Below are 11,543 nucleotides of genomic sequence, written 5' to 3' on the forward strand. Positions count from 1 at the left end.
CATCCATAATTTGAGTGTGTTTACCACGTGCGCGTACGCCATCGTCCTCTTTGACGGTCACGCGAGCATCAGCCAGGCGCAATAATTGCTCGCGGATATTGGCCAAGTTCCCTGTTGCGCCACCTGTGCCGCGTCCAGTTACTCCGATGGCTTGGAGGAAGTGGTTCATGGAGTGTCCGAGAGGGATGCGGACTGCTTGCTCGAGGTCTATTTTGCCTGCTTTGAGCTTTCCTGCGTTTTCCACGGCACGGGTGACGATGTAGGCCATGATTAGTCGGGGATATTTGCCGTAGGGCAATCCTCCATCGGCGTAGACAACGATTCGGCCTTGTGCTGTCTCTATGACTCGTTTTTCTTCGTCGGTCTTGCGGTATGGAAATAATGCTTGGACGAAGAGTTTGGATGTGTAGCCAATGTCTTGGGCGTTTATAAGTTCTTTTGCTTGATTAACTTCTCGGTCTTGGGCAGTCTTTTGGGCTGCTTGAAGCTGAGCAATTTTTTCTGGTGGCAGTGCCATGGAAGAATCCCTTTTCTGGTGACACTGCTTAACTTCTTGCAAACCGTGTATTTGGTGTATATGAACGAGGACAGAGGGCCACGCCCGTCGCCGGAGTTCGTGGAATGGCTTATGGATCTGCCAGTCAGATGGATTACCGACACGATGGGCGGACTGACTGCAAATCAGCAGAAGACCGCCTTCGGTAACGGGGTCCTGCCACTTCAAGCGCTCGTTGCACTGCGCAGTCTTGCATTACGTATGCAATCACGCTGAGTCGGGCGACCATCAACTGCCGCGCAACGGTCGGCGGAGTTCGGGAACGGTTCGACGGCCGAGCCTCAGATAATGCCTTCGAGGCGTTGCTCGATCTGCGGCTTCGGCATCGCCCCAATGATCTCGCGCACGATTTCACCCTTGTCGAAGACCTTCATCACAGGGATCGAACTGATGTTGTAGCGTGAGGCGATGTCGGGGTTCTCGTCGACATTGAGCTTGGCGATGAGGAGCTTTCCATCCTGCTCAGCTGCAATCTGGTCCAGGACCGGCGCGATCGCACGGCACGGGCCGCACCAGGCTGCCCAGAAGTCCACGAGAACGGGGACCTCGCTCTGGAGCACAACCTCTTCGAAGGCCTGGGTGTCGACGGTGGTGACTTCGCTCATGGGACTGCTTTCCTTCCTATTACACGTCGCGTGCGATAGACCGCGCGCACATCACAACACCCTACCCGGTGGGGGTATTCCCGTGGTGCTAGTTTTAGACCAGTCGCATCGTGGTCAGGCAGGTTTGCGCATCGTCGCCGACGGTCGAAAGTTCGGAGGTGACGGTCTGGCCGTCGTGGGTGATCGAGATCGATGTCTCGATGCCTCGGGGCAGCCAGATCCCGACGAAGCCGTTGTCGAGGGTTCTCAACTCCTCGTCGACGATCGTCTCGCCGGTCGTCGCATCCGTCACCGTTACGGCCACGTCTGCGTTGCGCAGCTCGCCCAGGCATCCGGTCGGGCTGTGGTAGTAGCAATCATGGGTCTGCGACCGATACGGGGCAACGGATACGTAGATCTCGTCACTGGGCAACCGCACCTCTGTCGCGTGCTCGTGCTGATCAGTGAGCGTGACCATCTCCGCAGTGATCGACGTGGTCAAGGTCTCCGTGCGATCGTCCAGCGGGATCGCATCGAGCGTTTCGACCAGCTCCCGCACGTCGAGGCCTTCGAGACCATTCTCGACAAGAATCTCGGCTCCGCTGGCCGAGGTGGCTGAGGGTGAGTCGTTGGCGGCCGCGCATCCGGTGAGCAGGAAAGCGCCGATCACGACGGTGGTTGCAGCGGTTTTCTTCCCGCCGTACTTCGGCAATGACCTGAGGTTTTTCATGGGATTCCTTCTCGTGCCTGCCCGTGGTGCCAATTGGCCATAGTACCCCATAGGGGTAGTGCCTACCTGTGTGATGCGGAAGCGCCCCGCCCGGTACGAGCCCGGGAGGGGGCGCTGCGTTCAGTCGTGCTTGCTGACTTCCGGTTCATGTTCGGCAATGTGCTCGGTCTCGATCTGGAAGGTTGCGTGATGGACGGAGACCTCGAAGTGTCCTGCGACGCAGTCTTTGATCTCTTGGAGCATCTGGGCGGCATGACCGTCGGTGAAGCATTCGTCGTCGACGACGACGTGGGCGGTCAGGGTCGGTAGGCCGGTCGCCACAGTGGAGGCGTGCAGATCATGAACATCCTGGACGTGGTCGAGTTCGAGGATGTGTGAGCGGACTTTGTCGAGGTCGAGGCCCTTAGGAGTGAACTCCATGAGGACGCCGGTGGTCTCGCGCATCAGCTTGAACGCGCGAGGCACGATCAGGGTGGCGATGAACAGTCCGGCGATGGCGTCGGCCTGCATGAACCCGGTCGTGGAGATCACGATCGCCGCGATGATCACTCCGAGTGAGCCGAGGGCGTCGTTGAGGACTTCGAGGAACGCGGCACGCATGTTGAAGTTCGAACCGCGGCTGGAGGCGAGGATGGTGATGGCGATGATGTTCGCGACCAGGCCGATGATGCCGAAGATCAGCAGTTCGCTTGCGGGCACCTCCGGCGGCTCGAACAGTCGCCGGATTCCTTCGATGGCGGCGTACGTGCCCACCACCAGCAGCAGTGCCGACTGTCCGAGGGCTGCGATCACCTCGATACGTCGGAACCCCCAGGTGCGCTTGGAGTTGGCGGGCTTGAGCATCAGCGTCCCGGCGATCAGTGCGACCAGTAGGCCGACGGCATCGGTGATGGCATGGGCGGTGTCGGTTAGCAGTGCGAGGCTGCCGGTGATGACCGAGCCGATGGCCTGGGCGACGACGATCGTCGCGGTGATCGAGAATGCGATCCAGAGTTTCTTGCGGAAATCTCCAGGGTGCCCGGTCTCGCTGGCTGCGGGGCCGTGATTGTGTCCTGCGCCCATGTCTACTTCTTCTCCGTATCTGTCGCGTGGTGGGTATGTGGGAGTCGCAGGTGCGTGCAGAGCAGGGCCTGCGTGCCGGTGGCATCGAGGAGGCATTCGGCAGCGGCGACGAGGGTACGCAGGAGTTCGGGCTGTGTCAGCGAGTACCAGGTGGAGCGCCCTTCCGGGCGCATCGTCGCCAGGCCGCACTCAACGAGAAAGCCGACATGTTTGCTTACCGTGGACTGGGCCAGGCCCATGTGCTCGACCAGATCGCGGACCCGGTGCTCGCCCGAGGCGAGGTGCTGCACGATCGCCAACCTCGTCGGTTCTGCAAATGCCTGGAACAGGTGGGCGTACGCTGCTGTCGCCACCTCGTCGAGGGTTGCCCCCTCTTGTTGATTCATAGTCATATAGCGATTATATCGCTCTATGACGATATTGTCGAGTGTGATCTGTCGCTCGATGCGAAATGAAGCTCAGAGGTTCCGGCGCGCCCGAGGGTGGACTGCCCGCTTCCTGCGACGCGTGCCTTATTGGATTCGGCGGAAAGTGGAGGTGCCTACGGGACTCGAACCCGTGTACAAGGTTTTGCAGACCGCTGCCTATCCTCTCGGCCAAGGCGCCAAGTCGCCGGCAAGATCAGTCGCCCGGCGTGAGGCCGGCAACCAGGTTGAAGGCGCCGGTGAGAATGTTCAGCGACACGACCCCGACGACATCAGAGATCTCACGGTCGCTGTACCCGAACCCCCGAAGCTCGTCGATCTGCTCGTCGGTGATCGACGCAGGCTCACGGTAGACCTGGAGGCCGAGCGCGATCATCGCCGCGACCGGGCCGGTCATCGCCGTACCCTGCTGGGCGAGTGCGATCTCGTTATCGCTGACCCCGAGTGATCGTGCCGCGCTGATGTGCGAGGCCAGGCACATTCCGCATCCTTGCTGCGACTGCACGGCGATCGAAACGAGCTCGCTGACCTTGCGGTCGAGCTTGGCGCGACGCATGGCTTTGCTCAGCTGGAGATAACCGCCGAGCACCGCCGGGGAATGCGCCATCGTCGAGACCATGTCTCCGACCTCGCCGTGCCGCTCGACGAGATCGCCGAGCAAGTCTCGTGAGCTCCCCACTGCGGTCTCAGGGGTCAATCGGGAAAAACGGGGCATAATGCCTCCTTAGTCAGTTTGGTCGCGAGTTCGAGGTTGAACCCGCAGGGATGCGTTCCTGCTGCTGATGCCCGGCATGTACACCGGTCAATAGGTAGAAGTCGCCGGACTCGCGTTGCTGCCGACTCACGATCCCGGCCGCATCCAGGTGCGGTGTGTCATACGTGGCGTGCGCGTGTTCAGCCTCTCTCATAGTCACCAATCCTACCCTTTACCCCTATGGGGTATCAAGTATTATCCGATTGGTTTGAAGGACTCGGAGACGCGTGGCCGGGTGCGGCGGATTGAGGTGAGGCCAGAGACGACGGGTCCGCGCAGGAGTACGTGTCCAGTCGGAAGGGTCAACCGCGTCCAGCGGCCGGCGGTGGAGATCGCGGCCTCTCCTTCGGAGCTGAGGAACCCGAAGACGTAGGCGGCGAACGCGACGCCTTGTGGCAGCGACGCGAGGGCTGTGTCCGGGGTGCCCCAGACCATGCCCCGGATCTTGCGGGCGACATCGTCGCCGGGTTTGTCGGGAAGTGCTTGGGCCACGGCCTCGATGCCGGCACGGACGCTACGCATCAGCGTCAGACTGGACACGTCCGCAATGTATCTCCACCCGTGTTGTGGGGGTTCGACGCTGGTCCAAGCGGGTGCCAGCGAGGTCTCCGGCAGTTCGAGGGACAGGGGGTCGACGGTCGCGGTCAGGGTTTCGACGGTGACGTCGCACTGCAGCTCGGGGTCGGAATGGAGCGTGCGAAGGACGAGGATCGTAGGGGTGCGGTCGAGCGGACCACGGGGCGTTGGTACACCGCACTCATGCGCAGCAGCCCGGCCGCGGCCTGCAAGCGCACGCCGTGGGCGCCGGCTCGCCTGGCCCGTTGAGCGAAAGTGGGCGCATCGCGGGCGGACGGCGTGTCGGTGAGGATCAGGCGTGGAGGGCGTCGTGAGGGCTTCCCGCCGTGTCCTGGAACGCGGCCTCGGGGTCCGGGATTAGGAGCGGACGAGTCGGTTGATGGCGTCGGTGGCTTCCTGTATCTTCTCGACGGCCGCCTCGTCGCTGAGCTTCGCTGCGTCGAGCACACAGTGCTTGAGATGATCGTCGAGTAGACCGGTCGCGACCCCCTGGAGGGCGCGGGTCAGGGCGGATACCTGGGTGAGGATGTCGATGCAGTATTTCTCTTCATCGATCATCTTCGCGATCCCTCGGGCTTGACCCTCAATGCGCTTCATACGGCCGAGGTAGCGCTCCTTGTCGTTGATGTATCCGTGCTGATGAGAATCGGTGTCGACAGACATGGGCATGTCCTTACTTCTGGCGTTCCAGGACGGAACGCGTGCTGGCTTCGGGTGTGAGGTCGATGCGCCGCAGGAGTTGGGCGTTGAGCGCGACGACCACGGTGGAGGCCGACATCAGGATCGCGCCGATCGACATTGGCAGGACGAATCCCACCGGTGCCAGGATGCCGGCCGCAAGCGGCACGGAGATGAGGTTGTATCCGGCGGCCCACCACAGGTTCTGCTTCATCTTACCGTATGCGCGTCGTGAGAGCTGGATGATGGAGAGCACCGACCGGGGGTCGGAGCTGGCCAGGATCACCCCGGCCGAGGCGATGGCGACATCGGTGCCGGCGCCGATCGCGATGCCGACGTCGGCCTGGGCCAGTGCCGGGGCGTCGTTGACGCCGTCGCCGACCATGGCGACCTTCTTGCCCTCGTGCTGCAGTTGGGCGACCTTGGCGGACTTGTCCTCGGGGCGGACGCCGGCGAAGACGCGGTCGATGCCGAGCTCCCGTCCGACCTCGTTCGCCACGGCCTCGGCGTCGCCGGTGATCATGACGACCTCGACGCTCAGGGCGTGGAGGGCGTCGACGGCGTTGCGGGATTCGGGGCGGATCTCGTCGGCGAGCTTGAGGCCGCCGACCACCTGGCCGTCGCGGAGGACGTGCAGGATGATCGCGCCCTCAGAACGCCATTCCTCGGCTGTGCCGACCTCGTGCTGGCCGGTCTCCTCAAGCAGCCGGGGGCCGCCGACGCGGACCTCCTGGCCGGCGACAGTCGCGGTGACTCCGACGGCGGGCGAGGATGAGAAGCCGCTGGCCTGCTGAAGGGCGAGGCCCTTGTCCTTGGCGGCGGCGACGATGGCCTTGGCGAGCGGGTGCTCGCTGTCGGCCTCGGCCGAGGCCGCGAGGGCGAGGACCTGGTCGGCGTCGAGGTCGCCGGTCGGTTCGACGCCGGTGACGGTGGGCTCGCCCTTGGTCAGTGTGCCGGTCTTGTCGAAGAGCACTGCGTCGACCTGCCGCATCGACTCCAGGGCGAGGCGGTCCTTGACCAGCACGCCGCCGCGGGCGGCGCGCTCGGTGGCGATGGAGACCACGAGCGGGATCGCCAGGCCGAGGGCGTGGGGGCAGGCGATGACGAGTACGGTGATGGTACGGACCACGGCCTCGTCGGGCATGCCGATGAGCGTCCAGACGACAGCGGTGACCAGCGCCGCGCCGAGAGCGAACCAGAACAGCCAGGCCGCGGCCTTGTCGGCGATCCGCTGGGCGCGGGAGGAGGAGTTCTGGGCCTCGGTGACGAGCCGGTTGATCCCGGCCAGGGCGGTGTCGTCGCCGGTGGCGGTGATTTTCACCCGCAGGCCGGAGTCGGTGGCGACGGTGCCGGCGGTAGCTGTCTCGCCCTCGCCCCGAGAGACCGGGCGGGACTCGCCGGTGATCATGGACTCGTCCATGTCGGCGCGGCCGTCGACGATGGTGCCGTCGGCCGGAACGCTGCCGCCGGGGCGCACGATCACGACGTCACCCACAACGAGGTCGGCTGGGGCCACCTTAACGACGTTCTCGCCCTCGACGCGCTCGGCCTCGTCGGGCAGCAGTGCAGCCAACGAGTCGAGCGCCGAGGTGGTCTGGGCCAGGGAGCGCATCTCGATCCAGTGGCCCAGCAGCATGATCACGATCAGCAGCGCCAGCTCCCACCAGAACTCCAGCTCGTGATGGACAAGCCCGAGGGTCGCGGCCCAGGAGGCGAAGAAGGCCACCGTGATCGCCAGAGCGATGAGCAGCATCATCCCGGGCTTGCGGGACTTCAACTCGCTGACGGCGCCGGTGAGGAAGGGCCTGCCGCCCCAGACGTACATGACGGTGCCCAGTACCGCGGCGACCCAGCCCGCCCAGCCGGGGACCTCGTAGCCCAGCAGCATGGAGAACATCGGCGAGAGGGTGACCGCGGGGATGGCGATGACGAGGTTGATCCAAAACAGCCGGCGGAACTGGCCAACGTGGTCCCCGTGGCCGCCATGGCCGCTGTGATCTCCGTGGCCGCCATGGCCGCTGTGATCTCCGTGGACACCGTTCTCATCGAGGCCCGTGTGGTCTGAGTGCTGCCCGTGGTTCATGGCGTGGCCCTGGTGTCCAGTGTGCTGGCCCTCGTGCGTGCCGTGCGCCTCCGCCGAGGCGTGTGCGGACACAGACCCGTGGTGATGCTCGCCGTGAGCGGGTGCATCGGTTCCGTGACCGTGGTGCTGGTGTGAGTTCGGGTCCGTCATCGTTCTTCTCCTTCGTCATCGAGCCATGCCGCTCACCCGGTCGCCGGGCAAGCGAACGTCGGCTCAGGGCGCTGGTTGGATCTCGCTCTCGACGACCCACTTGTGGTTCGTCATCTTCATGCCGTCCGTCTCGTAGTCGACCATGTAGACCGTCTCATCGGTGGACGAAGCGATGGTGGCCCTCGCGCCCTCCATGCCCTCCATGTGCTTGGCGAGCAGCGTCACCGCTGTGCCATCGGTCAGGCGCTCGTCGCCGGCATCCTCGATTTCTTCCTGCACGACCCACTTGTGGTCCGTGACGGGGTCGCCGCCACCTGCGTTAGTGTAGTTCACGGAGTACGTGTACGTGTCGAATGCGCCGGAGATCGTCGCTGTCGCACCGTCCATGCCTTCCATGTGGTCGGCCGTGAGCTGTACCTCTGTGCCGACCGGGTATGTGGGGTCACTGGCTTCGGCGATACCCTCGGGTGCCGGTCCGCCGTCCATCGGGTGCTCCATCGAGTGATCCATTTCCTCATCTCCGCTTTCTGCATTGTCGCCGCCGTGGCCCTGCTCCTCAGTAGCCGAAGGGTCGGTCTGCTGGTCTTCGTCTGCTCCGCTGCTGCAACCGGCGAGCACGAGTGTCACTCCGAGCACTCCTGCTGCCAGCCCTGCTCGCAGTCTCCTCTGCATGTCAGCTCCTTTCATCATGACACCTACCCTATACCCCCCAGGGGTACTAGTCAAGGATTGCGCGTTGTACCGGCGTGAATCGATCGAATTGTCCTTCTCAGAGGGACTGCTCATGTTGGATGGGCAATGCGGCGATGAGGGGATGGTCGAAGCCCGCCGGTCCGATCTTCGCGGCTCCACCGGGAGAACCAAATTCGTCGAAGAACTCGACGTTGGCCTTGTAGTAGTCAGACCATTCGTCGGGCAGGTCGTCTTCGTAGTAGATGGCCTCGACGGGACAAACCGGTTCGCAGGCTCCGCAGTCAACGCATTCGTCGGGATGGATGTAGAGCGAGCGTTCGCCCTCGTAGATGCAGTCGACAGGACATTCGTCGATGCAGGCGCGGTCCTTGACGTCCGCGCAGGGAAGCGCGATCGCATAGGTCATGGCTGCTCTTCTTGGTCGGGTGCGGTTCGGCGGCGAGAGTCGGTGGGGAGTTCGGAGAAGTCGTCAGTCTCTGCCGGATCTGCGGCCGGCTAAGGAATGCGCAGGCGTAGGACGGTGGCTGCAAGGCTGAGGGCGATGATGATCGCACCGAGGACTGTCATCGTTCCTGACAGGGTGAGTACCGGCACGAGCAACCCGGCGACGATGGTGGGCACGCCGAATGCCAGGTAGGCGACCGTGTAGATCACAGCCATCACGGCGGCGCGTTCCGACGATGCCGTGTGGGGCATGAGTGTGCGCAGCACCCCGAGGAACGCTGTGCCGAACCCGGAACCGACGATCGCGACCGACACGACGTAGGCCGGGTAGGAACCGAGTGCGAGGGCGACGATGCTCGCTGCGGTGCCGAATGCCAGGGCGCTGGTCGCATACAGGCTGATGGTGCGGGCGGAACGCCGCTGCAGGACGGACGAGGCGGTGATTCCGGAGATCGCCAGTGCGAAGATGACGATGCCCGCGTGGGTGTGCGTGGAGCCCCCGAGCTCACTGCCGACGAGGCCGGCTCCGAGCGCGAGGAAGAGTCCGTTGGTCGCCCACCCGGCGATAATCGCGGGCACACCGGCGGTGAACATGCGGCGCAGGTGCAGTGGCACCATAAACCGCGGGCGGAGGTCGCCACGTCGTATCCGGGTCTTGGGGACCAGTTCCGGTGTGCTCCACACCGTCGCTGCCACGGTGAGGAAGGCGAGCACGAGCGGGCCGAAGACCGCAGCTGTCGGTTCGGGGGTGAGATCGAGGAGCAGCGCAGCACCGAGTGCCCCGGTCCCGAGACCGATCATCGGCCCGATCGTGTTCCACAGGGCTGCGATGTTCGGATGCGACGGCGGCTCGAAGTCGATCATCATCGCCGACAGGGCCGGGATGAGCAGACCCGCTGCGAGTCCTTGCAGAGCGCGGGCGACCAGGAGTGTCGCGAGGCTGTCGGCGAACCAGAACATGGCCAGGCTGAGTGCCAGCGCCAGGGAACCGGCGGTTACGACCGGACGTCGGCCGATGTGATCGGAGAGCGGTCCGAGGTAGAGCAGCGCGGCCAGGAGGGTGAAGGTGTAGACCGCGAATACGAGTGTGGTGGCGACGGGGACGAGTCCGAGCTGTTCTGCGATCTGGGGGTAGAACAACGACGGCGCGCTGGCAGCCGCCATCATGAGAATGGTCGCTGCCATCGCGAGCGCGAAACCCCGCCGCGGGATCTGCCTCGTATAGTCGCCCGCCATCGTCTATGCCTGCAGGCCGTGGAGCTGCTGACCCCACTGGTAGACGGTGCCGACCGCGTCGATGCCGGTGACGCCGACGACGGTGCCGTCGGTCTCGTGGCGCACGATGAACTCCTCGCCGGCTTCCACCTGGGCGTCTGCACCAGCGGTGTACCCGACTCCGGAGATCATCTGACCGTAGACCAGCGCCATGTAGGGGCTGCGCGGCAGGTAGGTGCCCGGATCGTCGCTGATGTCGAGGTCGTGCAGTGCGGCCTGTGCGGCGTGCGTGCCCTGCGCGGCGGCGTCTTCCCAATGGTCGATGCGCCAGACGCCCAGTGCTTCGTCGTGATGCGTAGCTACACCTCCGGCGGCGTAGACGTGGTCTGCTGCGGCACGGAGGCGATCATCGACGTCGATGCCGTTCGTCCACGGCGACGGGGCTGCGGGCGTCGTGCCGAGCGCAACGAGGAGTAAGTCGGCCACGATGCGTTGATCGTCGTCGAGGGTGATGGCAACACCGGATTCTGTTTCGTCGACATGCTGGAGAGTGCGACCGAATCGAGTCTGCACCTTGGCGGCATGGTCAGCGGCGAGGCGCTCAGCCACCGGCGCCCCAAACGCTCCGATGCCGGGAACAGAACTGCGAGAGACCAGCATGACCATGTGTCCGTCGGCTTGCAGCGACGAAGCGGTCTCGGCTGCGATGATTCCGCCGCCATAGATCGTCACTCGCGCCGGCCGTGCCAGGCTGGTCAGCAGATCGCGGATACCCATGGCATCTTCCAAGGAGTGCAGAGCAGTGACCCGGCCTTGTCCGACGTCGTCGCCTTCGAGTACACCCGCGGGCAGAGAGCGGGGCACGCTCCCTGTCGCGACAATGAGCGCGTCGTAGGAGACCTGCGCGCCGGAGGTCAGTTGGACCCGCTTCGCCGTAGTATCGACATCGAGCACGGTGTCGGCGATGACCTCAATCTGAGGTAGCGGGAGCTTGATCATCTCCGGCGGGGTCGGGCCGAACGCGATTCCTTTGATGAGCATTCGCGTGTAAGGCGTCTCCCCGGTGCGGGTCACCATCGTCACCCGGACGTCGTCACGTGTGGCGAGAGTGCGGGCGGCTGCGGCTCCGGCTGCTCCTGAACCGAGGATGAGGACGTGTTGTGTGGTCATAGGGAAACTCCTGGGCTGCAGGTCGTGATCGATTTGGTGTGCGGGCGTCAGGAGCGAACGAGACGGGCGATGGCCTCGGATGCCTCGCCGAGCCTCTGCTCGCTGACTGGTCCACCGGCGAGGGCGGCGTCGAGGACGCAATGCTTGAGGTGATCGTCGAGCAGTCCGAGGGCGACGTTTTCGAGTGCCCTGGTGGCTGCGGAGATCTGGGTGAAGATGTCGATGCAGTAGCGGTCCTCATCGATCATCCGATCGATGCCGCGGATTTGGCCTTCGAGGCGCCGCAGGCGATTGCGGTACGTCGCCTTGTCGCTGATGTATCCGTGGACGGACGGATCGCCGTCGCCTCCCGCCGGGCAGGTGTCGATGTGAGGTTCGGTCATTGAGGTCGGGGTGGTCATGTCGGTTCGCTCCGATCAGGTG

14 protein-coding genes and 1 tRNA gene are annotated in these 11,543 nt (G+C 64.2%); all 15 read right to left on the reverse strand.

Annotation, left to right across the window (positions count from 1 at the left end):
- Positions 1-517: replication protein RepA (locus M3G19_RS11465; RefSeq protein ID WP_259902752.1), on the reverse strand; the 517-nt coding region annotated here is incomplete at its 3' end.
- A gap of 320 nt (positions 518-837) precedes the next feature.
- Positions 838-1,161, reverse strand: coding sequence for a thioredoxin (trxA, locus tag M3G19_RS11470; RefSeq protein WP_099299417.1), 324 nt, complete (start codon positions 1,159-1,161; stop codon positions 838-840).
- A 94-nt stretch (positions 1,162-1,255) separates the two neighbouring features.
- The gene (locus M3G19_RS11475; protein ID WP_180965366.1) at positions 1,256-1,870 is read right to left on the reverse strand and encodes a CueP family metal-binding protein; all 615 of its coding nucleotides are present in this window, start codon (positions 1,868-1,870) and stop codon (positions 1,256-1,258) included.
- 120 nt (positions 1,871-1,990) lie between these two features.
- On the reverse strand, positions 1,991-2,932 hold the full coding sequence (locus M3G19_RS11480) for a cation diffusion facilitator family transporter (protein ID WP_070478530.1): 942 nt from the start codon (positions 2,930-2,932) through the stop codon (positions 1,991-1,993).
- Between the two features lie 2 nt (positions 2,933-2,934).
- Positions 2,935-3,324, reverse strand: a complete 390-nt coding sequence (locus tag M3G19_RS11485; protein ID WP_070478528.1) for a helix-turn-helix transcriptional regulator — start codon at positions 3,322-3,324, stop codon at positions 2,935-2,937.
- A 140-nt stretch (positions 3,325-3,464) separates the two neighbouring features.
- Positions 3,465-3,538: transfer RNA gene (locus tag M3G19_RS11490), tRNA-Cys, on the reverse strand.
- A gap of 15 nt (positions 3,539-3,553) precedes the next feature.
- The gene (locus tag M3G19_RS11495) at positions 3,554-4,072 is read right to left on the reverse strand and encodes a carboxymuconolactone decarboxylase family protein (protein ID WP_070478526.1); all 519 of its coding nucleotides are present in this window, start codon (positions 4,070-4,072) and stop codon (positions 3,554-3,556) included.
- 234 nt (positions 4,073-4,306) lie between these two features.
- Positions 4,307-4,633: a hypothetical protein gene (locus M3G19_RS11500; protein WP_083290898.1), complete on the reverse strand. Its 327-nt coding sequence runs from the start codon at positions 4,631-4,633 to the stop codon at positions 4,307-4,309.
- 411 nt (positions 4,634-5,044) lie between these two features.
- Entirely contained in the window at positions 5,045-5,350 is a 306-nt protein-coding gene (locus M3G19_RS11505) for a metal-sensitive transcriptional regulator (RefSeq protein ID WP_070478524.1), read from the reverse strand.
- A 10-nt stretch (positions 5,351-5,360) separates the two neighbouring features.
- A complete protein-coding gene (locus M3G19_RS11510; protein ID WP_202032245.1) occupies positions 5,361-7,448 on the reverse strand; it encodes a heavy metal translocating P-type ATPase in 2,088 nt (695 codons plus the stop codon).
- A gap of 213 nt (positions 7,449-7,661) precedes the next feature.
- Positions 7,662-8,270: a YdhK family protein gene (locus tag M3G19_RS11515; protein WP_070478521.1), complete on the reverse strand. Its 609-nt coding sequence runs from the start codon at positions 8,268-8,270 to the stop codon at positions 7,662-7,664.
- A gap of 97 nt (positions 8,271-8,367) precedes the next feature.
- A complete protein-coding gene (gene fdxA, locus M3G19_RS11520; RefSeq protein WP_070478519.1) occupies positions 8,368-8,697 on the reverse strand; it encodes a ferredoxin in 330 nt (109 codons plus the stop codon).
- Between the two features lie 89 nt (positions 8,698-8,786).
- A complete protein-coding gene (locus M3G19_RS11525; RefSeq protein ID WP_234461439.1) occupies positions 8,787-9,920 on the reverse strand; it encodes an MFS transporter in 1,134 nt (377 codons plus the stop codon).
- Positions 9,921-9,974: 54 nt separating this feature from the next.
- The gene (locus M3G19_RS11530; RefSeq protein WP_070478515.1) at positions 9,975-11,120 is read right to left on the reverse strand and encodes an FAD-dependent oxidoreductase; all 1,146 of its coding nucleotides are present in this window, start codon (positions 11,118-11,120) and stop codon (positions 9,975-9,977) included.
- Between the two features lie 47 nt (positions 11,121-11,167).
- A complete protein-coding gene (locus M3G19_RS11535) occupies positions 11,168-11,521 on the reverse strand; it encodes a metal-sensitive transcriptional regulator (protein WP_083290896.1) in 354 nt (117 codons plus the stop codon).
- Positions 11,522-11,543 lie beyond the last annotated feature (22 nt).

Source organism: Corynebacterium sp. p3-SID1194, from assembly GCF_025144155.1.
Taxonomy (GTDB): Bacteria; Actinomycetota; Actinomycetes; order Mycobacteriales; family Mycobacteriaceae; genus Corynebacterium.